This window comes from Bythopirellula superficialaquae (assembly GCF_059632245.1).
On the sequence record NZ_CP197426.1, the window covers coordinates 5557283 to 5582434 of the forward strand.

General features: G+C 56.4%; 22 protein-coding genes. 11 read left to right on the forward strand and 11 right to left on the reverse strand.

Translation table 11 applies throughout. The features are described from left to right. Positions 1-183: 183 nt before the first annotated feature. Positions 184-1479: a hypothetical protein gene (locus tag SH678x_RS22975; RefSeq protein ID WP_496920808.1), complete on the forward strand. Its 1296-nt coding sequence runs from the start codon at positions 184-186 to the stop codon at positions 1477-1479. A 2-nt stretch (positions 1480-1481) separates the two neighbouring features. On the opposite strand, the gene SH678x_RS22980 is transcribed toward SH678x_RS22975, so the two are convergent. The 4 genes from SH678x_RS22980 to SH678x_RS22995 all read right to left on the reverse strand — a co-directional run bounded on the left by SH678x_RS22980 (position 1482) and on the right by SH678x_RS22995 (position 5559). Next, positions 1482-2246 (reverse strand): Ig-like domain-containing domain, encoded by a 765-nt coding sequence (locus SH678x_RS22980; protein ID WP_496920809.1) that lies wholly within the window; start codon positions 2244-2246, stop codon positions 1482-1484. 301 nt (positions 2247-2547) lie between these two features. Next, the gene (locus SH678x_RS22985; RefSeq protein ID WP_496920810.1) at positions 2548-2763 is read right to left on the reverse strand and encodes a hypothetical protein; all 216 of its coding nucleotides are present in this window, start codon (positions 2761-2763) and stop codon (positions 2548-2550) included. Positions 2764-2848: 85 nt separating this feature from the next. Continuing rightward, complete coding sequence (locus tag SH678x_RS22990) at positions 2849-3832, reverse strand: alpha-L-glutamate ligase-like protein (RefSeq protein WP_496920811.1); 984 nt, start codon at positions 3830-3832, stop codon at positions 2849-2851. 164 nt (positions 3833-3996) lie between these two features. Further along, on the reverse strand, positions 3997-5559 hold the full coding sequence (locus tag SH678x_RS22995; RefSeq protein ID WP_496920812.1) for a 7TM domain-containing protein: 1563 nt from the start codon (positions 5557-5559) through the stop codon (positions 3997-3999). A 336-nt stretch (positions 5560-5895) separates the two neighbouring features. Here SH678x_RS22995 and SH678x_RS23000 point away from each other — a divergent pair, with 336 nt between their 5' ends. Beyond that, entirely contained in the window at positions 5896-6858 is a 963-nt protein-coding gene (locus tag SH678x_RS23000) for a putative ATP-dependent zinc protease (protein ID WP_496920813.1), read from the forward strand. Here the strand turns inward: SH678x_RS23000 and SH678x_RS23005 are convergent, their stop codons facing one another. The 3 genes from SH678x_RS23005 to SH678x_RS23015 form a co-directional block, all read right to left on the reverse strand. Beyond that, the gene (locus SH678x_RS23005) at positions 6859-8160 is read right to left on the reverse strand and encodes a BaiN/RdsA family NAD(P)/FAD-dependent oxidoreductase (RefSeq protein WP_496920814.1); all 1302 of its coding nucleotides are present in this window, start codon (positions 8158-8160) and stop codon (positions 6859-6861) included. A gap of 92 nt (positions 8161-8252) precedes the next feature. Beyond that, positions 8253-9560, reverse strand: a complete 1308-nt coding sequence (locus tag SH678x_RS23010; protein ID WP_496920815.1) for a PQQ-binding-like beta-propeller repeat protein — start codon at positions 9558-9560, stop codon at positions 8253-8255. Positions 9561-9604: 44 nt separating this feature from the next. Beyond that, positions 9605-10975 (reverse strand): Gfo/Idh/MocA family protein, encoded by a 1371-nt coding sequence (locus tag SH678x_RS23015; protein WP_496920816.1) that lies wholly within the window; start codon positions 10973-10975, stop codon positions 9605-9607. 263 nt (positions 10976-11238) lie between these two features. Between SH678x_RS23015 and SH678x_RS23020 the strand changes: the two genes are divergently transcribed. From SH678x_RS23020 to SH678x_RS23030, 3 genes are all read left to right on the forward strand, one after another. Then, positions 11239-11979, forward strand: coding sequence for a 3-keto-disaccharide hydrolase (locus SH678x_RS23020; RefSeq protein WP_496920817.1), 741 nt, complete (start codon positions 11239-11241; stop codon positions 11977-11979). Positions 11980-12090: 111 nt separating this feature from the next. Next, on the forward strand, positions 12091-12855 hold the full coding sequence (locus tag SH678x_RS23025) for a hypothetical protein (protein ID WP_496920818.1): 765 nt from the start codon (positions 12091-12093) through the stop codon (positions 12853-12855). A 120-nt stretch (positions 12856-12975) separates the two neighbouring features. After that, entirely contained in the window at positions 12976-14088 is a 1113-nt protein-coding gene (locus SH678x_RS23030; protein WP_496920819.1) for a helix-turn-helix domain-containing protein, read from the forward strand. A gap of 50 nt (positions 14089-14138) precedes the next feature. Here SH678x_RS23030 and SH678x_RS23035 read toward each other — a convergent pair whose 3' ends face one another. Next, positions 14139-14402: a hypothetical protein gene (locus SH678x_RS23035; protein WP_496920820.1), complete on the reverse strand. Its 264-nt coding sequence runs from the start codon at positions 14400-14402 to the stop codon at positions 14139-14141. A gap of 351 nt (positions 14403-14753) precedes the next feature. Here SH678x_RS23035 and argH point away from each other — a divergent pair, with 351 nt between their 5' ends. The 5 genes from argH (at position 14754) to hemA (ending at position 21812) form a co-directional block, all read left to right on the forward strand. Continuing rightward, entirely contained in the window at positions 14754-16133 is a 1380-nt protein-coding gene (argH, locus tag SH678x_RS23040) for an argininosuccinate lyase (RefSeq protein WP_496920821.1), read from the forward strand. Positions 16134-16246: 113 nt separating this feature from the next. Further along, positions 16247-18409, forward strand: a complete 2163-nt coding sequence (locus SH678x_RS23045) for a hypothetical protein (protein ID WP_496920822.1) — start codon at positions 16247-16249, stop codon at positions 18407-18409. A gap of 190 nt (positions 18410-18599) precedes the next feature. Beyond that, a complete protein-coding gene (locus tag SH678x_RS23050; RefSeq protein ID WP_496923096.1) occupies positions 18600-19586 on the forward strand; it encodes a sigma-54 interaction domain-containing protein in 987 nt (328 codons plus the stop codon). 49 nt (positions 19587-19635) lie between these two features. Then, positions 19636-20544, forward strand: a complete 909-nt coding sequence (locus SH678x_RS23055; protein ID WP_496920823.1) for a hypothetical protein — start codon at positions 19636-19638, stop codon at positions 20542-20544. After that, the gene (gene hemA, locus SH678x_RS23060; RefSeq protein WP_496920824.1) at positions 20541-21812 is read left to right on the forward strand and encodes a glutamyl-tRNA reductase; all 1272 of its coding nucleotides are present in this window, start codon (positions 20541-20543) and stop codon (positions 21810-21812) included. The genes SH678x_RS23055 and hemA overlap by 4 nt, the downstream gene beginning before the upstream one ends. A gap of 78 nt (positions 21813-21890) precedes the next feature. Here the strand turns inward: hemA and SH678x_RS23065 are convergent, their stop codons facing one another. The 3 genes from SH678x_RS23065 to SH678x_RS23075 form a co-directional block, all read right to left on the reverse strand. Continuing rightward, the gene (locus SH678x_RS23065) at positions 21891-22274 is read right to left on the reverse strand and encodes a hypothetical protein (protein ID WP_496920825.1); all 384 of its coding nucleotides are present in this window, start codon (positions 22272-22274) and stop codon (positions 21891-21893) included. A 109-nt stretch (positions 22275-22383) separates the two neighbouring features. Next, positions 22384-23064 (reverse strand): SMC-Scp complex subunit ScpB, encoded by a 681-nt coding sequence (gene scpB, locus SH678x_RS23070; protein WP_496920826.1) that lies wholly within the window; start codon positions 23062-23064, stop codon positions 22384-22386. A 27-nt stretch (positions 23065-23091) separates the two neighbouring features. Then, positions 23092-23664, reverse strand: a complete 573-nt coding sequence (locus SH678x_RS23075) for a hypothetical protein (RefSeq protein ID WP_496920827.1) — start codon at positions 23662-23664, stop codon at positions 23092-23094. Positions 23665-23870: 206 nt separating this feature from the next. On the opposite strand from SH678x_RS23075, the gene SH678x_RS23080 reads away from it, so the two are divergent. Beyond that, a complete protein-coding gene (locus tag SH678x_RS23080; protein WP_496920828.1) occupies positions 23871-25022 on the forward strand; it encodes a cysteine desulfurase family protein in 1152 nt (383 codons plus the stop codon). Positions 25023-25152 lie beyond the last annotated feature (130 nt).

Genomic DNA, 25152 nt, shown 5'->3' on the forward strand with positions numbered 1-25152 from the left:
AGCGCACGATCCTGTTCGCGTTAGGGCAATCCTAATGCCGAAGCGGTGGAGGGTCAATTGACGGCATTGCGCAACAGCCACGCCAAATATTGATTATTTCATTACCAATCTGACAGCTTAGCGACAAGCTTCTGTCCCCAATTTTGCCTTGAGATGGTAGCTTACGTGTGGAGTAAATCAGCCATGCGAATTCTTATTGCCGTACTTTTAATTGTATTATCTGCTACTTGTCGTGCGGATGAAACGATCACGATCCCGCTCAAAAGCATCTGGGCCTACAAGATGCAAGGCACTCGCGACGTTCATGGCTTGGATCTTGGCAGATTCCACGAAAAATATTTTCCAGGATGGGGATTTGAAGATTATGAACGGGAGCGTGAAACCGCCATTAAAGAGATCCAACAACACTTATCAAGCAAAGTTGCTTCTGATAATGCGGTGCCAGGTTTTGTGATTCCAAGATTGATCGACCTCCACACACTTCGCAAGATACCCCATCTCATGGAAGGTGTCATGCGGCATGGCAAGCCTGAAAACTGGACCAATTCATTTCCTATTGGTGACGAAATGACGCTTGTCTTCTTTTCGCATCCACTCAGCTATTACATTCAGCTCACGGAAGTTGCGCGTACGGGGAAAAATATTACTGTCAGCTATCAACCGATTCCACATTATACGTCGGAAAGCACGGTGCATTTTGCGTTGATTCCTTTGGGAAAACTTCCCGTTGGTGAATATCGCGTCCATTTTAAACAGGTGGGAATGGACAAAAAGTTTTATAAAGCCGGATTTACGCCACTTGGTTACGATCAGCAAAAGAAACATATCTGCCAATCTTTTTCTTTCACGATCTGGGAACCTCCTCGGCCTGACGATAGCAAGCTGAGCGAAAATGCCGTGGTGATTCCACTCAAGGACATATGGGGGCATAAACTGGCGAGTACAAAAGATATTTATGAACTTGAAGGAGGTCGAAAGAAACTCAATGGCATGTTGTTTGAAGAACGCCTCAAGAATTCTACCGTTATGCGAATAGAACGATCACTTTCACGCCATGAAAGGGACAAACCTGCGGGAGAAGGTTTCATTATTACCGCCACAAACTTTGCCGCTTTACAGGCTATGGAAAAGTTTACCGCAGACTCTCACCAACCCACCGGCACTAACTCCGCATCTGATGAGCTTACACTTTGTTTTTACAAACATGCCCATGGCCGATCAGTCGTTATTGATCAGATCGTTCGCGAAGGGAAGTCAATAACCATCAAGTACCATTTCGTGGCATCCAACTATTACGGTACGCGTGGTGCTCAATTCGCGCTGATCCCTCTGGGAAAACTTCCTGCGGGCGACTACCACGTCGAAATGAAACAATTGCCAGGAACAGGCCCCGCTTGGGGACCTCCCGCACCGCCCATCGATCCAGAACGAGTGAAGCAACTCGTCTGCGGCTCGTTCGATTTTAAGGTCAAAGACTGACTCTACTTTTCACCACTCGTCTTAAACTCGTAATTCACCGGCGAGAGTGGCACGCCCCATTTGCTTTGGAAATTCACGTGCTGCAAACTGTTGAGGCCCAACTTGTATTGATTGTCGGGTTTTAACGTGACCGGCAAAATGCAGGTTCTGCCGTCGCTCGTCCACTTTGGCTTCTCATCGGCCAATCCTTCGGGGAAACTCGCCCCGCCGCCGACCCAGGACATCCCTTTGCCCATCGGAACATTGAAGGTGATGCGGATCGCCTTCGACTCGGGATCGACGTCGGTCGCGCCATTCTCGGGGACCATTTTCGTAATCTGCGGGGCACGAACGCGGCTTTGCATCGCTTTGTTAGAGCCGCGGGTGGTGAAGCAAATCACCGAGCAGGGGGCCGATTCACCAGCAGCACTCTTAAAATTCTGAAAGCTCTTGGAATTGATCCCGACACGATAGTACTTGCCTCGCTTGAGCTTTACGGGCAGCACGCACGTGCGTTTGTCTTTCCACGAGGCCTCTTTATCGGGATCGGCGGGAAACATCTCGTCTTTCTCGTCACCGGTCCAGCTCATGCCATCGCTCATGTCGCGGTCGAAGGTCACCGTGATTTCGGTGAGCTTGGGATCGATGTCGGTCGCGCCGATTTTGGGAGACGTGGAAACAATCCAAGCAGGGAGGGGAGCGGCAGCCTTTTCGGCAGCTGCCGTCGCGGCGTGAGTAAATTCAAGTGGCAATCCAAACAGACAAGCAACTAGCAACAGTCGACGCATAGCAAACTCCAATATTTAGAGTGAACTTACCTCTCATGTCCGTGAAGTCTATTTGAATGTAACGGGATACTTCAAGACAAGTCAATTTGCCCATTAAAATCTCCCTATCAAACTCCCACGGTACGGTAGCTAATGCCAACTCGCGCGGAGTACGTTGGGGGATCTGGGTGGACCTGCTTAAAGTGCAAGCCTGGGTAGTAGGGATCGTTGCTAAAAAGGCGATAGGCTTCACGAGCCTGCTGTTTAACACGTGTGGGCAAAGCCGCATACAATTCGCGGAAACTGCGGGTGTTACGCGAAATCATAGCCGATCCGGATCGAGCTCCTCGGTCAGCCCAGCTCGATACTCGGCGAGAGCTTCTCGCGAAAGATTTGCCAATTGATCCGAGGTTCGCGAGATCGCTCGATCAAATTCATCTTCAGCAGCCATCTCCGCGAGAAGACGGGACGCCAGCAATTCCTGTTCAGCGGCAGGCAACTTGGCAGCCTCGGCGAATGCTTGTTCAAGTAACGTCATGAGTTTCTTCCTTTGGCACAATTATACCATGCCGCGAGATAAACCCAATTACCAGATTCGTGGATCGGGAGTGATATGCTCAGCCCTACACCCGCCAGAAATCACTGCTCTTCGTGGCAATCGATTTGACCACGTCCCAACGGTTCTCGCCGGTTCGTTCGAGATCGGTGAGCGAGTCGATGTACTTCAATCGCGGCACAATCCCCTGACGATGCGCCAGTTGAATCGCGAGGCCAGGCCGAGCATTCGCTTCGAGCACCACGGGTCCCGTGTCGGCATCGACCACAAAGTCGATCCCCACGTAGCCCATTTCGAGGGCATCGCTCAACTTCATCGAGCCTTCGAGTACTTCGTGCCAATAAGGCAATTCAATGCCGGCAATCGGCTGCTGCGTGTCGGGGTGGTGCGTGATCGCGCGGTCGCGGCAGACGCCGCCAAAAGTTTTGCCGGTATCAAGCTCAATCGCCGCGGCGACGGCCCCTTGATGGAGATTCGCACGGCCACCCGAAGCCTTCGTCGGTAGGCGAATCATCGCCATCGCCGGCACGCCTCGATACAGTATCACCCGAATATCGGGCGTTCCTTCGACGGCAATGCTCTTGAGCATGGGGTGACTGACGATACGGCGCTCGACGATGATTTGGTCGAGCTGTCCACCCAACGAATACAAACCTGAAAGCACGGTCGAAAGGTGATGCCGAAGGTCGGTCCACTCGATGAGCCGCCCCGAGGTGCTAAAAAAGTTGTTGCCTAACCGGCCAGCCACAACAATGATCCCGCGTCCCGCGGCTCCGCTCGCCGGTTTCACGACGAACTCCGTACGGTTGCCGATCAGCTCCAAAAATCGCGGGCACTGACTATGCTCGGTCATCACGAAGTAAGTTTCGGGAACCTGAATGCCATGCTCCTGGCAAATTTCCTTGGTCTTGAGCTTGTTATCGACGCGGGGATACAAACTCCGCGGATTGTGCTCGAGAATGAAATCGAGATTACGGTGGTTGATCCCCAAGATACCCCGGCGATGGAGTTCTTCGGGCCAGGCCCAGAATCGTTTGGAGTTGTTATCCATGGTGTTGGTCTCTTGTCACGACCTGAATTTGCCACAGAGTACACAGAGGTCACAGAGCATATGACTTTGGATGTCTACTTCGGTTGGCTCGATCTTGAATCCGTCTACGGTGTGATTTCAATAAACAAACAGTTCTGAGTGCTCTGTGCTCTCTGTGGCTACTTTCATTTCACCATGTCGCGGAACCGCCAGAGTTCCACGAGGCGATAGCCGCTGTAGCGACCGATCCAGATGAACGCCGCGATCGTGAAGAAGTGCAGCTCGGGATAGATTAACAGGATCTGTCCGATTTCTTCCCAGCTCAAAATCAAATAACAGAACGCGGCAACCACAAACGTGCCGATCACGATTTGAATCGCAAACGCGGTGCCGTCTTCCTCGGAAGTCACAAAGAACCGTTCGATCAAGATCGTCAAAATCACCAATGGCAACAACACGGCACGCACGCCCGAGGCGGGGGCCATGTAGTCGATCACCGACACGCCGAACACGACGAACAAAATAATGATCGTCAGCACGATGCTCGACCGCGGCACCATTAACAGATGCAACCGATCGAGGAGCGACCGTCCGACGTAACCGGCCATCAGCACCGAGATCAAGATCACCAAGCCCGTGCCCCAGGCAGCGTAGATAAAGCTCATCGCCAACAGGGCGGGGGCGAAGGTTCCCAACGTGCGAATACCGATGATGTTGCGGAAAATCGCGGTAATCAAAGCACCCAGCGGTAACAGCAGCATCAACGACATCACTTGATGCATCTCGACCGGCAGCCGCGTCAGATCGAACACCTGCGAGGGGCGGCGGACTTCCGAAAGTAACAGTTTGTCGGGAGGAGCGAGCCGCATGATGGTGTACTTCTGCGTCAGGTCCTTAGCGCCATTGCTGCGAACGATCACTTCGCCGTCGCGGCGAATCGGTATAAAGTTCTCTGGCATAATCCGGGCGTAACCATAGGTCGGATCGAAGGGGACCCAACGATGGCCGTAGAAGGCTTCGACCCACACATGGGGGGTCGGATTATCCGCCTGACGCAACTCGAAGCCAACCACCAGCCGCGCGGGAATTTTGTCTGCCCGACAGAGCGTTACAAAAGCGCGAGCGCGGCCCAAAGGCGTCGCCCGATGATTGGCCAGCGCCGAGGCCACATTATCATAACCATCCGCGGCAGTTCCCGGCTTAAGTTCCTGCGAGCAAAACACAAAAAATTCTTGAACACGCTCCCCATCGGTTAAGTCGGCTCGTGAAATTTTCTGGAGCACCTCTTGGACGTTGGACGAGGAGGTGTTGATGTTCTCATCGCTGCGCAAGAAGCGGGTCCGACCAGCTGACGACAACGTGGCCAGCGTATTTTGTTCTCCCCACGAATGGCGAGGCCGCAGACGGATATCAAATTCAGCCGTGACCCGAAACGGCCCAGCGATGTTGGTATCCACCACCAATTCGCGATTTTTGCTCAAGGGCGTTTCGCGAATTTCGTTGTGAAGATTCGTGTACGACAGCTCCTCGACTTCCACCTCGGCCGCGGGGCTCGACGTGGGCAGACCCACCACGACTTCCGTTTCCGGAGGTCCCAGGTCGAAACCAATGTCGTAGGTAAGGCGCCAGAGACTGTCTTGCTGGGCGACTTTGGCTTCGGTTCGTGAATAGTATCGTGCCGAAAAACACACGATTCCTAGCAACACAAACACCAGCGCAACGATCTGACTAAGTACGCGAGCACTCACGGCAGTAAGCCTTTAATTCATCAAGAGTTGTAAAATCAAAGAGTGGTCCATCGCTGGATTTTTCCCTGGCAGGCCGGCCCAGCGTGACCAATCATAGTAGTATAGTTTACGCACTACGCCAGAACCGCCCGGTCCAAAGAGCCGTATAAGAGCTTTTTGTGGGCCGAAACGGTTGTGCAGGCTGTTCCCTTGGCGGGGACTCCATGCCAAAATGAAGGGCTAAAAATCCCAGTTTCCCAGCCAACACCCCTAGACCATTTCGCCACCGGCGACTTTTTCTTACCAGCGAGTATTGAGTCCGTGACATTCAGAGAAGAGCCTTGTCGATCCGTGCTCATGCGTGGTTTCTCTACGCTTGGCCTGTTGATTTTGTTTGCGCTCGCGTGCGGCTTGCCCGTCGTCGAGAGTCCGTTCATTTCCACGGCCCGTGCCGAGGAAGAGGACAACCAAGACGAACAGACTGACGAAACTGAAGAAACCAAAAACGACACGGATCAAGACGCCGCCCAGGAAGAAGATAAAGAAGAGAAGAGCGAAGACGAAAGCAAGAAGCCCGCCGCAAAAGAAACCGAAGACGAAGAAGAGTCGCCTCCTCCCAAGAAAAAGAAAAAGCAAGACGAACCGGTGAGCAAGAAGGAGCAAGAGCAAGCCGAGAAGGCTGCCGACGAAGAAGTGAGCGAATCCGACGAAGAAGCTGACCGAAAAGAAGATGAGAAGGCCGCCGCCGAAGAAGCTGCCGGCGCGGAAGTGGAGATCGACGAATCGGACGACGAAGAGGAAGAACCCGTCGAATCAGAAGAATCAAAAAACAAGCCACCGGTCGTCGAAGACACACCAATCCAACCGACGCAGGAGACACCCCCCGTGCAAAAGCGCGTCATTGGTGCGACGGCCACGCTCATGGAAAAGCAAAGCGAGCTGCTCTTCCGTGCCCGCGTCGACTCCGGAGCGAAAAGTTGCTCGCTGCACATCGAAGATTACAAGATCGAAAACGAGTCGGACCAGATGGCCGAGAATATCGGCAAGGTCGTGCGGTTCCATATTAAGAACGGCAACGGTGAATCGCATTGGCTTGATGCCAAGATCGCCGGTTACGTGGTGGTAAAGACCGCCGCTCATCGCGAACGTCGTTACAAAGTTCCTTTGACGCTGCGTTACAAGGACTTTGAAAAGACCGTGCTCGTGACGCTTAACAACCGCGAAAAGATGGAATTTCCCCTGCTTTTGGGCCGCAATTTCTTAATGGGCGATTTCGTCGTCGACGTTGAGCAAGACAACAACGAGCTGCACACGCGGTAGTCACACGCTCTCGCCAGCGAGCCAGCCGGTGCTGAATGCCCCTTGAAAGTTGTATCCGCCGATGGGGCCGTCGAGGTCGAGAATCTCGCCCGCGAGATACAGCCCCGGCACGAGTTTGCTTTGCATCGTGCGAGAATCGACTTCCGCGAGGCTGACCCCACCGGCCGTGACTTCGGCCTTCTTGAATCCCAAAGTGCCGTTCACCGGGATCGCTTGCTGCTTGATGGCATCAACAAGTTTGTTTCTTTGAACTTTGCCGAGTTCAGCGATGCGCTGATCGAGCGCGATGCCCGCTTGAGTTAATAGCGCATCGGCCAACCGTCTTGGCAACCACTCACCAACGAGCGCGTTGATGGGTCGTTTACCATTGGCCGTGGCTTCTTGTGCGATTGTTTCCACGAGTTGTTCTCGAGTTGTGTTCGGCAAAAAATCACACACAGCCAACCAATCGGTCGCATCGGGCTCGGTTGTCACCGCGCGGCTAACATCCATCGGCGTCGGGCCCGACAAGCCGAAATGTGTAAACAGGAACGAGCCCCGTCGCTCGGCAAGGGGCTTCTTCGCATCGCCACGAACGATCTGCATGCGAACGTCAGGAATCGTCACACCACTGAGCTCATGCACCCACGTGGCTGGCGAACGCAACGGCACAAGGGCAGGGCGGGGGGGCACAATGGAATGCCCCAACTGCTTCGCCCACGCATAGCCATCACCGGTTGTGCCACTGCCGGGATACGATTGCCCACCCGTGGTGAGAATAACTTTCTTGGCTGTGATTTCGTCTCTCTCGGTTGTGATCAGAAACTGGGATTTAGTTGAGCCGTTGGCGCTAGCCTCGGGTTCCCTGCCAACCGTAAGATCTCCCGACATTAGTGCGTTCGGCACATTTTCCAAGCTGATTACACTTTCGCCCAGCCGCAATTCCACCCCCGCCTGCCGTAACATCTCAAGCAAGGCATCGCGGACATCGATCGCCCGGTCACTTGCGGGAAATACTTTGCCAGTGGGCTCGACTTTGGTGGCGACCCCCGCGGCATTGAACAGGGCAACGAGCTCGTCGGGCCCCAACGCTGCTAAGGCCGAGTGCAGAAACGAGCCCTGCGAGCCGAAGGCCGTCACGATCCCTCTGCGATCCGTGGCCTGCGTGATATTGCAACGGGTCCCCCCCGACATGAGGATCTTCACACCCGCCTTGCGATTTTTTTCCAACACCACAACGCGATCATGACGCAGAGCAGCCCGCGCCGCGGCCAGCATCCCCGCCGCCCCGGCACCAATCACAACAACATCAACAGTATTCATAGCAAACCGCTAAGTAACGCTAATGTCACGCTGATAAATATGAATGACTTGCTGCAATGAGAATTAGCGATTATTAGCGCACATTAGCGGTGCTACTCTTTCTCTTTCGCCAAGTCGACGCAAATAATCTCCGCGTCGTTTCGCACGAAGAGTTTCTTGTTGGCAAACGCGGGCATGCTCCATACCACCTCGCGGCCAAACGCGTTGTTCGTGGGTTCGATGATGTGCGCGCGGTCGAGCTCTTCATACTTCGCGGGCGAAAGCTTGGCGATAATCAAGTCGCCGCTGTCGTTGAACAGCCAGTAACGATCGGCCTGCCGCACGATAAACGCCGTGCCGCTGTTTTCCGGTTTTTCGCTCACGGGCTCGGAGGTTTGCCAGATTCGCTCGCCGCTGGGTACTTTCACGGCCATCATATTGCCGCTTTGATCGAGACCGTAAATCGTATCGCCATCGACGATTGGCTGCACATTGATGGGCGCGATACCATGCTTGCGCTCGTTGCCCCAAACAATCTCCACCTCGGGCTTATCCTGGGCGAGCTTGAGCATCAGCGATTGATCGGAATAACCGCCGACATACAAATGATCGCCCGACACAACCGGCGACATGATGATCGAGCCGTTGGTGGCGGTGTAGGGAACTGACCAATATTCCTTACCCGTTGCGGGATCGGACGACGAGATGCCGTTGGGACGGCTGGAAATCAATTGCCGCACGCCACCCGCTTCGATGATCGTTGGGGGTGAATAACCTTGCTCGGGGGAATCGAAGTTATGCCAGATCTCGTCGCCGGTCTCCAAATCGAACGCAACGGTGTGCGTCCCTTCGCCACCCACGACACAGATCAACTTGTTGCCATCCACGAGCGGATGAGCGGCGTAGCCCCACAGGGCGGCTTTAGTCTTGTATTCCTTTACGAGATCCTTCTGCCACACGATCTTGCCCGAGTTGACGTCGAAGCAAATCAAATTTCCTTCGGCCCCCAGCGTGTAGACCTTGCCGTTATGCACCGAGGGCGTGCAGCGTGGTCCGGAGGGGTAAGAAATCGTGTAGGTCACCGGGTATTCGTGCTTCCAAAGCTCCTTGCCGGTCGCTTCGTCGAGACACATCACGCGCTCGCTGCCGGTCGACGTCTTGCGCTCGAAGTTGGCGATCTTCACATCGTCGCCGGTGACGTAATCGGTGATGAACACTTTGCCATCGGCTACCGCAGGCCCTGCATAGCCGCCTGCTAATTTTGTTCGCCACAAAACCTTGGGCCCATCTTCGGGAAATTTCTCGACGATCCCTTCCTCGCGCCAGATGTTATCGCGCTGGGGCCCCATCCATTGCGGCCAATCGTCAGCAAACACCGGCGACACAGAAATCAACAAGCAGGCAAATATCAAACGGTTCATGGCACTCTTCTCCGTAAAAGTAGTTAACGTTTTATGTCTGTGTCTCACGACATCGTAAACCCAGGCCGGCTCGCGCGGCTAATCAGCGCATCCGCGGCGGCATCGTCGACGAACCTTTCCGTTTCGGGATTCCATTTCAACTCGCGGCCCATCATCAACCCGATGTTGCACAAATGGCAAGCGGTCATCGTGCGATGATGCGTCTCGACGTCGGAAATCGGCTCGCCTCCCTTGGCGATGCACTCGAAGAAATTGCCCATGTGATCGCCGGGCAGCTTGCCCTTGTAAAGTTTCACCACGGCTTCATCGAGGGCCGTCTTGTCGGCTTCCGACATTTGCTCGATGGGCTTGCCGGTGAACTTCTCGCGATTGACGAAGATGCGACCTTTCGAGCCTTCGAACAAAATGCCGTTGGGGAACGACGTGCCATCGGGACGGGAATAAACGTCGTTGACGCTAATCAACGCTCCGTTGGCATAGTTGAGATCGATGCTGAATTTCGTCGCGGTGTTGAAGCCGTTGGGGAGCGTTGCTTTGCCGTTCAGAAAGGGCGCCCAGTCAAAATTTTCAGGGACAAGCTTGGTAAATTCGCCTTTGGCGACGATCGACGTTGGCCCTGTGCGATCAACGCCGAGCGCCCATTGGGCGATGTCGATGTGATGCGCTCCCCAGTCGGTCATTTTGCCCCCAGAGTACTCGTAGAACCAGCGAAATTCCTTGCGACGTTCTTCGGTGTAGTCCACTTGGGGAGCAGGGCCTACCCACATGTTCCAGTCGATGCCCTCGGGCGTTGGTGCATTCTTGAACGGCCCACCGATATCGCCACCGCCAATCGCCATATAGGCTTTGACGTTGTCACCCAGCTTGCCGCTTTGCACGAAGGCGATCGCCTTCAAGAACAGCAGGCCATGTTCGCTCCGCTGTTGGGTCCCCACTTGAAAGACTCGCCCCGTTTGTTTGACGGCATCGCGAATGCGAATGCCCTCTTCGATGGTGAGCGTCAACGGCTTTTCGCAATAGACGTCGCAGCCCGCGTGCAGGGCGTCGATGGCAATGGGCACATGCCAATGATCGGGCGTGCCAATCGTCACCGCGTCAGGCTTTTCTGTTTCAAGCAGCTTGCGATAGTCGCGATACTTGGTGAGCTTGCCGCCAAACTCTTTGTTGAACTCTTCGGTATGCAGATCATCAACGTCGCAGACGGCGATCATGTCGCCAAACTTAGCGGCCTTCCGCGCGATCGCCCCCCCTTGGTTGTACCGGCCACGGCTGCCGCCAACGCCAATCGCGGCGATCTTTGGTTTGCTGTTGGCGTCTTGGCCGAAAAGGTTGGCGCCCGTCAACATGGGCGTGGCAAAAGCAGCACTCAATACGGCACTCTGCTGAAGAAACTGGCGACGAGACGAGTGGTTCACGTAAGAACTCCTGTGGATCCGTTGACTATAACGGGATGAACAACGTTGAGGGCCGAGGGTTTGAATTTTGCCACGACTGCGATGAAAGCGACAAATTCTCCGAATACGCTGCACAAACGACGCAGCTTTTAGGGGGTTCCCTCAAAGGAGAAGGCAACTTTATGATAGGGCTATCCACAGACGCTCGCAAGCGACGCACCGGGACCCGCTTGCTGTGTCGCTCGTTGATGATTCTTTTTAATCGCTTTTTTGAGGAGGCTTTCATGCTCAGCCGCAAATCGATCATTGTGATGGTCGCAATTGCCACATTTCTTGCCGCTAACGAATCCCATGCTGGGCGTCGTGATCGACGATCAACCCGGCAGCGTCCTTGCCCTTGCAAGTCAACAACCGCGGCTCAATCACAAACAGATTCCGCCGCACCCACACAAGCCGATGGTTGGCAAACGCTTTTCGATGGCAAGTCGCTTGACGGTTGGACCGCCAGCGAGAACAAAGATTCCGTGAAACTTGTTGATGGCGAAATGGTCGTCGGCGGAGGCGAGCGCAGCCATGTGTTTTACACCGGGCCAGTTGGTGATCACGACTTTAAAAACTTTCAACTCAAACTCAAAGTGAAGGCCGAACCAAAATCGAACTCCGGCGTGTACATTCACACGAAGTACCAAGAAGAAGGTTGGCCCGAGCAAGGCTACGAAGTGCAAGTCAACAATGCGGGCGATGACCCTCGCAAGACAGGTTCGCTCTACGGTGTGATCGACGTGAAGGAATCACCGGCCAAAGACGACGAGTGGTTTGATTATCTGATCACCGTCGAAGGGGACCACATCACGGCCGACATCAACGGCAAGCAGGTTGTCGAATTCACCGACACCGGCGACGACATGCCGCACCTCAAGGAATTCCCTGGCCGCAAGTTGGGCAGCGGTACCATCGCCCTCCAGGCCCATGACCCAGGGAGCGTCGTCCACTACAAGGACATTGCAATCAAACTCTTGCCGTAGAGCCATTCTGCGGCGAATCGCAACAAGTTTTTCGCCAATCCGCAAGAATTCGCTCCGTTCGCGAGATACAATGTGGGGACTTCGTTGCCGCACATTCCGGGGTGAGAGTCGATGCGCGATTGGTGTCTGTCACTGCTTGTGAATATCCTCATGAGCGGCGTGGCTTCGGCCGCGCCGCTCGTTTATTCTGGCTACACGATCACGTTCAGTAAGGGCGAGTGGGCCGACTATACGCTGCCTGAAAACCAGGACGCGATTCTTCCAGATATCATCATAACCCGCACCGAGTCGATGGGGATTTTCAACATCGCCACCGAGGAGATCTTCGAGTTAAATTTTAGTCCCGAGGGGACCGCATGGGCGTTTCCCTTTAACAATCCCAGCGCCACGATCAGCGCCGCCAACTGGGAATCGCTCGTCTTCGAAGATTGGCAAACCGCCAACGGCGGGCCGGGGGGTGGTCCTCCTGCGACCGTGGGCCAAGACGCCGCCGTCCATTTAGTGGAGCAAGATATCTATCTCGACATCCGTTTCACCGACTGGGGAATCGGCATGGAATCGGGGGGAAACTTTACTTACGAACGTGCTGCGATCACTCCTTCAGCGGACTTTGACCGTGATGGCGACATCGATGGCCGCGATTTCCTCACCTGGCAACGCAACGTGGGGATGACGGATCCGCTACAAAGCGATGGCGACGCCAACTTCGATGGTGCGATTAATGCGGCGGACTTAGCCGTTTGGCAAGCTGCTTATGCCAATCCGCCAATCACCGCGATTATCGCTGTGCCGGAACCGGCAGGGTTTCTGTTAGCCGGTTTTTGCCTGGTATTTGCGCTGGCAAGCCGTCATCAGATAATTAGCAGTATCAACTAAAAGTGCTTTCCCCCGCCGCTCGATACGCTATCATCGAGGGTTCTTTGGGCACGAGCTTTTGCGGCCGCGATCCTGGGCATCGGAATCGCTTCGCCGCTTCGTTAAGGACGCACCCACTGGATGGGACCTTTCGGGCAACATCTTCGAGTCTTGCGCTTACGCGCCGGTTTGGGCCTGCGAACTTTCGCCGAGCTCATCGCTGAACGTACTTCCACGGTCAGCGCCATCGAACGGGGAACCTGTGCCCCCTGGCATCGGCAAGACAAGCTCAATCGCATTGCCGACGTGCTGGGTTTGGTGGAAAGCTCCGACTATTGCCGCGATTTTTACGCGCTCGCTCGAACGATTGCGGCGCCCAACGGAGCAGTCACCATCAGTGGTGGCATGCTCGGCTGGTGGTGGATGACCGACCACGCGCCGGCACTCGACATATCAGCGCTGCGTGATCTCACCGAGTTCATCGGTGCCACAAAGCATTTGGAAATCTCCAATGGAGCAGAACTGCCAAGCAACGTCCTTTCCGTTCACGAAGCTGCCCGTTACCCCGCACTGACGGAACTTGCCGCCGAATGGCGGGTTCGAAAATTGCTTGGCCGCCGCGACACACCACTCGCCACGGCACCCGTCGACGTCGAAGCGGTTCTGGAAACTCAAGCCGACGTCACCATCGAGATCATTCCTGGATTGATTCCGCATTTTAGCGTGCAGGCCTGCGCCGTGATTCGCCAAGGGAAGCTCACCCTGCTTGTCGATCGTATCGTCGCCGATTCGCGACCACTCGCTTCGTATCGGGAACTGTTGGCCCGCTGCTTTGCCCCCGCGGCATTGTGGATCAGCCCGACAGAAACCGTCGGGCCCGAGTGGTTTTACGATTTGCAACTTCACGCCGACTGGCCCCAACTGCTGCGCGATTGCGAACGCTTCGCGCTATCGATGCTTTTGCCGGCGGCGCCGGTGCTCGCCGCCGCCGAGACAGCCTACCGCGAAGTCGTGGAACAACAAGGTTGGGTCGAAACCGACATCGCCGCGCGGGCGGTGCGGAATCGGCTTGCCGAGCAATTCGCGGTTCCGCCGCTATTAGTCCACACGCGACTCACCCGCTGGCCTTGCCATGTGTACGGCCGAATCGCGCAAGCGCTGGCCGCCGAAGAACTCACGCTCCCGCCGCTCGATTGGTTCGTCGAGGAAGATTCTCCTCGTCAGCAATTGCTCTTTGAGAAACACGGCGCGTAGTCAAACTTTGCCGCGTTGGCACCACCTGCCCACCCAACGATCAACCCCGCTCAAGGGTTTGGATTCAACACGCTTTGGATCTCCTCGGGGGTCATGCCGCGGTCGAGCATGTCGCGCTTCAGATCGGCTTCGATTTGCTTCTCGCGAACCGAGCACCAGGAAGCCGAGATCACGCATCCCAAGGTGACCAACACGGCGGTCACGCAGCCTATGACCGCGAGGAGGACGACGAACCGTTGCTCACCGTCCAGGCTCTCCAAAAAACCGGATATTCCCTCAGGAGCAGATACTTGAGCAAGCAGGGTGGTGACCATGGAAATCTCGATCTGACAACGGTGCGGGAAGCTGATTCTGCCAACATACCCTGCGTTCGCTTGGCGTCCCAGTTTCTTGGCAGGGTGGGGGTACTTTCCATGGCGAAGGCCCTAAATCTTGGTCACACCCTACAATCGACAAATCAGACATACTACGGCTGCCTATTTGTTGGGCGAACCCTGCCCGCGGTTGATTGACGACGCATCCTAAACCATTTACCGTAAAGGTGTTGGCGAACGTTTTCAATTTGCTAGGTGTCGGCAGCTACTGGCAAATCCCGCCCGACGGATCGCCCTCGTTGTGTGGTGGAGAGCGCTGGTCGTGGCAGTGCCTATTTGTTGGGAGCGTGTGTGGCAGATAAACCTTGGGGAGGCGTATTCGATGGGGGAACCGACCCCCGTGTCGAGAAGTTCACCGAAAGCGTGAGCTTCGACCGCCGACTCTACGCCCAAGATGTGCGGGGATCGATCGCTCACGCCCGCATGTTAAGCACGGTCGGTGTGTTGACTGCCGACGAAGCTAGCAAGATCGTGGCGGGGCTAGAGGAAATCGCCGCCGAGATCTCTGCTGGCACTTTCGTGTTCCGTCAGGAACTCGAAGACGTCCACATGAACATCGAGCGTTCGCTCATCGAGCGCATCGGCGACGTGGGGCGCAAGTTGCACACGGGCCGCAGCCGCAACGATCAGGTTTCGACTGACTTTCGGCTGTGGATTCGCGACTCGCTCGATCAAATCGATGTGTTGCTCGTCGATCTGCAACGGGCTTTTGTCGGACGCTGCACACAAGACGAGGGCGTGATTCTGCCCGGCTACACCCATCTGCAGCGCGCCCAGCCCGTGTTGGCCAACCATTATTGGCTCGCCTACTGCGAAAAATTTCAGCGGGATCGCGATCGCCTTGCCGATTGCCGACGCCGCGTGAATCAACTTCCCCTGGGGACTGCGGCCTTAGCGGGGACAACGATCCCCATCGACCGGCAACAAGTCGCCGACGCACTCGGCTTTGAAGGCTTGGTGGCCAACAGCATCGACAGCTCCAGCGACCGCGATTTCGCCATTGAATTTGCGTTCGCGTTGACGCTCGTGGCCGAGCATTTGAGCACTTGGGCTGAAGAATGGATTCTGTGGTCGACCTTTGAGTTTAGTTTTCTGCGACTTCCGCAGGCCTACTGCACCGGCTCGTCGATCATGCCGCAAAAGATCAATCCCGACGTGCTGGAGCTGACCCGGGGCAAGACGGCTCGCGTGATCGGCAATTTGCAGGCGTTGTTGGTGCTCGTGAAAAGCTTGCCGCTTGCTTACAACCGCGATCTGCAAGAAGACAAGGAACGGGTTTTCGATTCCGCCGACACGGTGAGCGCTTGCCTGGAACTGGCGGCTGCCGTCGTTACGGGGGCGGAACTCAACCGCGAAGCGATTGCGTCCCGGCTGGAGCACGGCTATCTCGATGCCACAACACTGATGGAATATCTGATTGGCCTCGGCGTCCCCCAACGCTCGGCCCACGAGATCATCGGCAAGTTGGTGGCCAAGGCGATGAAGCAGGGCGTACCGCTCGCCAAGCTTTCGCTCGCCGATTTTCAGCAAGCGCACGCATCGCTTGATGAAAAAGTCTTTGATGTCCTCGGCGTCGAGAAAGCGATCGCCGCTTTTAAGAGCGTCGGCTCGACCGCGCCCGCCATGGTCGCCCAGCAAGTCGCCGCCTGGCAACACAAACTAAAACTTTAACAACCACTAACGGCGATGCGATGCATCGCCTGTCCCTGCGATTCGTTGAATCGCAGCTATTGGCTGATTGAGAACCACTCCCTGATTGACCGCTCTGAATAACGACACTTCCTATGAAACATTTACTCAAATACTTCTGCTTGCTTTGGCTCGCGATCCCTGCCACGGCGTTCGCTCAAGACTCTGCCGCGCTGTTCGAGGAAGCGGCCCGGCGGAGCCACGCCGTCGCGGCGGTGCTCGACGCGCCTCATGAAAAGCCGGCCGATGCCCTGGCAGCTGTGTTTACGCTGATTAACTTGCGCGAATACCCAGTCGCTGCGGAAATCTTTAAGCCGCTGGCCGAAGCCCAACTTGCCCCCGCCGACCAAGCCGACTTGGTGCGTCAGTTCGGAACCGCGAAGTTCCTGATGCTTTCTCGCGAAGCCTCGCAACACGGCATCGCCGGTGGCCGGGAGTTCGCCGAAGCCGCGCTGGCCGCCTCTGCAGCGGATGCCGCCAAACCCGAGCGAATGAACACCTTGCTTACCAATTTGGCCAACGACGATAGTTCAATCCGCCAAGAAGCTCGCAATGATCTCGCCGCCACGGGTCTCCCTGCCGCTCAAGCGGCTTTGGAAGCGCTGGCCGCTTCGACCGACAACGCCGAGCGGAGCCATTTGCTCACGGCTTTGGTGGAAATGAGCCCTGTGGTCGATCCCTTGGCGATTGCGGCCCTGGCCAATGGCGCAGGACAATTCCGCCGCGATGCCGCGGAACTCGTGGGACATCTGCATTTGCTCGAAGCCGTGCCTTGGCTGGCCACGATTATTGCGGGCGGGGAAAGCGATGCCGACACAATCGCCGCCGCGCAAGCCGCACTCACGAAAATGGGCCTGACGCTACCCAACTCGCACGATGCGCTGGCCGTGTTGCAGCGTGAACTGGAGCGCACCGACGCCGGCATCCCCACCGATTCGCTCCCCAACGAAACCGGTCTGTGGTGGTCTTATGATCCAACAACCAAAAAGTTCACCAGTGTGGAACTGATTTCCTGCGAACGACGTTCGTTGATTCACGCCCGCATCGCACAGAATTTGCTCGTACTTGCGAACGCTTCGGCCGCGGATCGGCAACTTGCCATCATTTCGGCGATTGAAGCTGCCCACATTCTCGGGCAGCAACCCTCGGCCGAAATCACTCAACTCGCCACGGGTTTGGCCACCACCGATATCAACGCCGCCCTGGCTGCCGCGATCAAAACCAGCCGCGTGAACGCCGCGATTGCCGCCGCGAAATTACTCGCCGACCGAGCGGATCCCACGGCTTTGGAATCGTTGGACGGCACCTCCACGCCGCTCGCCCAGGCGGTGGCTCATCCCAATCGCGAACTCAAATTCACCGCGCTGACGGCGATCATGAATATCAATCCCCGCAAATCCTTCCCGGGGGCCAGCTATGTCCCCGAAGCTTTGTGGCTGTTGGCCCAAGGAGCGGGTATCGAGCAAGCCGTGGTGGGGGCACCTTCGCAGGCTCATGCCAATAATTGGGCCGGAAACTTACGCGGTTTGGGTTACGATGCGATTTCCGCCACGACCGGAATTGGATTGATCCAGCAGGCCCTCGGTTCGCCGCGACTCGGGCTCGTGCTCATCGACAGCGACATCGGCAAACCGCTTGTGCGCGAAACGCTCTACCAGCTTCGGGCTCAGCCTCGTTTAGCCCATGTGCCTGTCGCCCTCCTTACCACCAATGAAGATTTGCTGCTCGGCGAGCAACTCGCCAGAGTCGACAAGCGTTTGCTCGCCGTCTCGCGGCCCCATACGCCCGCAGCCATGAAATCGCTCGTTGACCGGCTGATTGCCCAAACCGGCGAGCCTTTGTCCGCCGACGAGCGTACGCAGCAGGCCGTGCAAGCCATCGATTGGCTCGCCCAAATCTTGAATCAAGGAGTGCCATACGACGAACTGTTGCGCGATTCGGCGATCCTCGAACACACGGTCTATAACCCCGACCTGACCAAGCCCTCGCTTGCCGCCTTAGCCAACGCCGGCACCGCAGGCAGCCAACGCACGCTCGTGGATTTTGCGAGCCTTGCGGCGCAACCCATGCCACTCCGCCAATTGGCCGCCGATTCGTTCGCCCGTAGCCGCTCCCGATTTGGAATCTTGCTGACCGCCGCCGAGATCGCCCAGCAATACGACCGCTACAACGCCAGCGAAACCGGAAGCGTCGAGACCCAAAATGTCCTCGGTGAAATTTTAGATGCGTTGGAAAACAAGCTGCCGACCAAAAACTAACCACAAAGGCACAAAGAACACGAAGAGCATAGACGCCTAAGAAACAACGTATCAGAAGCCTAACAACGACTTAGTGTCCTTCGTGCCTTAGTGGTTGCAATTTTTAAATTCCATGAACTCTCCGCGAAATAGCCTCGAACCGAATGGAGCGCCGAATCCGCTACGCGGAATTATCGGTTCCGGCCCGGCCATGGCGGAAGTCTATCGCGTCACCAAGCAGGTGGCTCAATCCCAGGCCTCGGTGTTGCTCTTGGGCGAAACGGGCACCGGTAAGGAGCTTATCGCCCACGCGATCCACGAGCTTAGCAATCGCCGCGAACGGGCGTTTGTCCGCGTCAACTGCGGGGCATTGAGCGAAAGCCTGCTCGAGAGCGAGCTGTTCGGCCACGTCCGCGGCGCTTTCACGGGGGCCATCGACAACCGCACCGGGCGTTTCGAAGCGGCCCACAAGGGGTCGATTTTCCTCGACGAAATCAACTCCACGACCCCGCATTTGCAAGTGAAACTCTTGCGAGTATTGCAAGAACGCGAGTTCGAGCGCGTGGGCGACACGAAGACGCTGCAAGTCGACTGTCGAGTGATCGCCGCCAGCAACCGCGATTTGTTGACGCTCGCCTCGGAAGGTGCGTTTCGAGAAGATTTGTATTATCGGCTGAACGTCGTGCCGATTTATTTGCCCCCGCTGCGCGAACGCCCCGAGGATATCCCCGAACTCGTCACGCATTTCCTCAACATCTACAATGAAAAGAACGACCGCTACGTGGTACACATCGACCCCAAGGCGCTCGATGCGATGCAACGTTACGAGTGGCCAGGGAACGTCCGCGAGTTGCAAAACATTGTCGAGGGTGCTGTCGTCATGGCCCACGGAGATGAGCTCACTCTCGATTTGCTGCCTTCGATTGTCGTCACGGGAAGGTCACCTCGCGGACTGGGCAATCGGCCCATGGACTTCGGGTCACTGGCCGAAGAACTTGTACAGGTAGGTCTCAACGGAGCAGGGGATACGGCGGTCGATTTGCACAGCAAGATCGTCGATCACGTCGAGCGGGAAGTCATCTCCCAAGTGATGACCAGCTGCGACAACGTGCAGATCAAAGCGGCGGCTCGCTTGGGAATCAACCGCAACACGCTCCACAAAAAACTCAAACAGTACGGCCTGGAAGGGGACGAGTAATACACGCTACCAGCAGCGTGGCTAACTATTTAGCCGCGGAACTTGTTCCGTGATTTCTTGCCACGTAACGCCCATGGACTCCGGCATCAACATCGTCTGTTTCGCGGCCAGCTATGCGGTGGCCTTGGTGCTGGAAATGTTCGGACTTTGGCGACCGCTTAAATTAGGCCGCATCGCTGAGATCACCGCGGCGGGGGCGGGGCTCGTGGCCCACACCTGGTATCTGGGCGTTCGCGTCGCTAACCAGCCTGCCGCTCCGCTTTCCAGCCAGCAAGAATGGTTTCTCTTGGCCGCTTGGCTGCTTGCCGCGGTGTATGTTGCGGCCCGCTTGTACTATCCGCAGAAATCGCTGGGATTGTTTTTGCTGCCGGGGGTGCTGGGACTCATCGGTGCGGCCACGCTTGCTTCATCGCAACCGCTGGCCGCTTATGCCGCTCCGCGGGTGTGGGGAGTGGTCCACGGCGTCTTCTTGATGCTGGGCACGATCGCCGTGTTGGTGGGATTCTTCGCCGGATTGATGTACCTAATCCAAAGTTATCGCCTGAAACAAAAGCGCCCCGCCTCGGCAGGGTTTCGGCTTCCTAGCTTGGAATGGCTCGAGCGAACCAACAGCCGCTCCCTTGGTGCGGCGACGGTCTTCGTCCTCGGCGGATTTCTCACGGGAGTGCTCACCCAACTCGCCCAAGACGATTCGCACAGGCTCTCTTGGACCAATCCGGTCGTGCTGAGCCTGACGTTGATGACCGCTTGGCTGCTGGTGGCCGAAACCTTCCGCATGATCTATCCCGCTGCGCGGCAGGGTCGGAAAGTCGCGTTTCTCACCCTCGCAGCGTTCGGATTCTTGCTCTTGGTGTTTGCTTCGGTCATGTGGGGCGATAGTTTCCATCAAGAAAAAGCCACGCGAGCCGGGGCGTCCCCGCCCCCGATTGAAACCGTGTCATTCGGAGATTCGCCATGAAGCTCCGCATGATTGGCTGCACCTATCACGACGCCGACCTAAGCGTTCGCCAGAGAATCGCCTTCGATGAATCGCAAATCGAGCGAGCGTTACGCCAATGGCAGCAGCAGCTTCCTGGCACGGAACTGGCGATCCTCTCGACGTGCAATCGGGTGGAACTCTATGCGGCCGGCACGAACGAGCCGCCCGAACTGGAACAACTCGTCACAGCCTTGGCCGGTTTTCACAATCTGTCGGCCAGCGATTTGGCGGGCAAACTGACGACACTCTCCGATCAGCAAGTGGCCGAGCATTTGTTCCGCGTCTCGGCCAGTCTCGATAGTATGGTCGTGGGCGAACCACAGATCCTCTCGCAAGTGAAACAGGCTTATCAGTGGGCCAAGCTCACCGGCTCGGCCGGCTCCCAACTGCACGAACTTTTTCAGGCCGCTCTGCGAACCGCCAAGCGTGTCACGGGCGAAACATCGCTCCACCGCCATCGCGTGAGCATCGCCAGTGTGGCCATTTCGGAACTCGCCACCTGTGTGTTTGAAACCTTCAACGGCAAGCACGTCCTAGTGACCGGAGCGGGCAAGATGGCCGACGAAACCTTGCGTTACTTGCGCGAGGTAGGCAAAGCCAAAATACACGTTGTGAATCGCAATCCCGAGCGTGGCCAACAACTGGCCACAAAATGGCAGGGAACATTCCACCCTTGGGACGATCTGTGGAATCAACTCGCTCAAGCCGATTTGGCGATCAGCACCACGGCCGCCACCGAGCCGATTGTGACCGCCAACCAATTCGCGGAAAAAGTCGTGCCCCGTCGGCACCAACGACCGCTAGTGATTTTGGATCTCGCCGTGCCGCGCGATTTTGAAGCGGCCATCAACGACGAACTGGGGGTCTATCTTTACTCGATCGATGACTTAGACTTGGCCTGCCAGCGAAATCGTGCCGCGCGTGCCGCCGAACTTCCCGCCGCCGAGGCCATCGTGGTCGAAGAAACCAATCGCTTTATCGCCGAAACGCATCTGCGCTCGACCGCTCCCGTGATCACGGGACTGCGAAAGGGTTTGCATCAACCCAAAGAAGCCGAGCTCGAGCGGTTGTTCAACAAGCTCCCCGAACTCGACGATCGCAGCCGCAACGAGATCCGCCAGTTTGCCGACCGACTCGTCAACAAGCTGCTGCATCCTCCGTTGGAATCATTGCGTGACGCTTCGCAGAACGGCACGCATCACGGCTTGCTGGACGCCTTGCGGCGTCTGTTCAAGATCGAAGAGTAATATTCCAATTGGGCCAATAAAAAACGCCCTGGCAAGCAATGCTGGGCGTTGTCAGTTTCTCAAATCTTGACGAGCGGCTCAGTCGTCCTCGTCTTCTTCTTTGTATTCGTATTCGACGTCTTCCTCGGAATCGAGATCGTCTTCTTCGTCGTCTTCAGCAGAGTCTTCTTCGACTTCTTCCCACTCGTCGTCTTCGTACTCTTCTTCCACTTCATCTTCAGCGTCTTCGTCTTCCTCTTCGTCCTCTTCTTCGTCTTCATACTCGTAGTCGTAGTCGCCCTCTTCGGCGTCATCGTCCTCTTCTTCGTCCTCGTACTCTTCATCTTCGTAATCGTCGTCGCCCATGTTGGTGAGCGGACTCAAACAAGGATCCATGAGTTCGAACTTGTTCTCGAGCAAAGCTATTGAGCCTTTGCTTTCAAAACCTACCGCCGACAATTGCCAAGAATCATTTAGCTGCACGATATGCTCCTCTCACCATCTCACGAATACAAATACGGGTTTGGGTCTGTATGAATCATGTGTTGCGGATAGGTAACCTAACTGCGACACCAGTTTTTTTGCAAGACTATCACTCTATGCCAACGCTATGAATTTGATCGATAGGGGGCAGTTGTTCCAAGCGGCGGAGACCAAAAACTTGTAAAAACTTTTTCGTCGTGCCGTAGAGAAACGGCCTGCCCAGTTCCTCAGAACGTCCGACAATACGCAATAAATCCCGTTCCATCAACACTCTTAGGATTTCTCCGCACTGGACCCCCCGAATTGCCTCAATTTCCGCACGCACCACCGGCTGCCGAAAGGCCACCACGGCCAGGGTTTCCATAGCCGGTGGAGAGAGCCGAATCTCCTCGCTTTCGCCATGCAAACGGCGGATCCAATCGGCCACGACGGGGCGTGTAAACAATTGCACCCCGCCCGCCACTTCCACCACCTGCATCGCGCTGGCTCGCTCTTCATAACGCCGAGCAAGCATTTTCAGCAAAGTACGAGCCTCCGTTCCATCGGCAAGTTTGGCGACATTCGCCAGTTTTCTTGTGGAAATCGGTTCCCGCGATAAGAACAGCACGGCTTCGAGCCGCGTGAGTTTAGCCTCCTGTTCGTCTGCGGGATTCCCCACGACCGCCGTGGCTAACTGGTTGCCAGTTGGCAAGCGCCGCAGCCGCGAACTTTTTGCACCGCTCAGGGGGGTGCTATACCTTAGCGCGACGCTTTGCAATCGCTGCCCAAGGCTAGTGGCACGAGACTTCATAGCGGTGTTCCCAATGCGGTGAGGTGATTAACGCCACAAAGTTCCCGTGTCGAGCCGAGCATTTTGCATCGACGTGACTTCGCCCACAACTTGCCGCACGGTGGCCAACGGATCGGCATCGATCGCCTCGAATTGTCGCGTGAAATCGGGATTGTCCCCAATTGGCAGGGCACACTTAAATCGATAGCCCTGACCCCATTTTTCCAGGGAATATTGAGCCACACCCAAGCTCTTAAGCAGCGAAAGATGCATCGCCATTTCCCCTTGATTGTCCTGGGTGATCGGTGCCGGGGGAGTCGGCATAGCGCCCGTGGCTGAAGCTAATTGCACGGGCTCGGCGTTGCCTTGAAAGGTCGCGCGTGAAACGGCTGGCCGAGCTGTGGGAGTCGGCAACACATCGTCGTATCGCGGAGCCGTCTTCTCGCCGATGGCCGTGTTAGCCGGCAACGACTTTTTCCAACCTAACGCATCCTGCGCCACCTCAACAAATCGATCGACGACCTGCTGCGCGCCTTGCGGCAACGGACCGTAATAAACCCAGGCCGTCGGCAAACCGACGAGTGTGACCAACATCACCACTGCACGAAACATCACAGCCATGGCATCTCATCCTTGAGGTGCGGAGTACTTCTGGGGACCACGGGCTTGCGCCTGCGGCTAGAACGGCGAATCCTTTCGCCGCGCGGATGGTAGTCCTGGTTGAAATTCGCCCGCAATGCCAATTAGGCAAGAGTCGGTAGGCGCGAGCTGCCAGTTTTGGATGTGCTAGCGCCCAGCAACCAGCGTCTAACGTCTATACTGCATGCATGGCCAATATGATCTACCTCGACAATAATGCGACCACTCCTTTACTGCCGGAGGTGGCCGACGCGATGCGCCAGGTTTGGCTCGATTTTCCCGCCAATCCGTCCAGCCAGCACCGTCCTGGCCAGGCAGCCCGGCGGGTGCTGGAAAACGCCCGCGAACGCATTGCCGAGCTTTTGGGGGCCAAAACGACGGGTTTGGACGCCGATCGGCTTGTTTTTACAAGCGGTGGCACCGAGGCCAACAATCTGGCTTTGTTCGGACTGCTAGCAAACCAACCCTCTGCTCACCTGCTCACTTCGGCCATCGAGCATCCGTCGCTCTTGGGCCCTGTGGCCGAGCTGGAACGCCGGGGCTGGCAAGTCACCCGGGTCAGGGCCCGTGAAAACGGCATCGTCAATCTCGACGAATTCGCCGCGGCCTTTCGCGATAACACGCGCCTCGTAAGTATCATGGCCGCCAATAACGAAACGGGGGTTCTCCAACCACTCGAAGAAATCAGCCGCCTTTGCGCGGAAAGAAATATCCCCCTGCTCACGGATGCGGCCCAACGGGTCGGCAAACTTCCCACGCGCTTTCACGAGTGGAATCTCGCCGTTCTGAGTTGTGCTGCGCATAAGTTTCACGGCCCGTTGGGAATCGGCGCATTACTACTGCGAAACGACGTGGCGCTCGCACCACAGCTCTTTGGCGGACATCAACAAGCCGCCCAGCGACCTGGCACGGAATCGGTGGCCCTCGCCGTGGGAATGCAAACTGCCCTGGAGATTTGGCAGCGCGAAAGTGAAGAACGCACAGCACACCTCGCGGTACTACGCGATGAATTCGAGCAGCTGATCCAAGCCGCCATTCCGTCGGCGGTCGTCGTTGGCAAGGATGCGCCACGCCTCCCCAACACCGCGAACATTGCGTTTCCAGGCGTTGATCGACAGGCATTTTTCCTGGCTCTCGATCTCGCGGGCATCGCGTGTTCGACCGGTTCCGCTTGCGCGAGCGGGTCAAGCGAACCCTCGCCTGTGTTGGTCGCCATGGGCCTGCCAAGAGAGCAGATTGAGGGGGCTTTGCGGTTCAGTTTTGGCGTGACAAATACGCCAGACGATGCCCGCGAAAGTGCTCGCCGTATCATCAAGGCACACAATCACTTACGACGCTAACTATTTGGCGAAAATTGCCCCGCGAGTCCTCCCTACGTGCTCCGCAATCGGCTAAAATCAGGGATTCCATTTTTTGCTTCTTTTCGCAGGGAAATTAGGCCTTTTCGAGCCTCCCCGCGACACCTTCGAA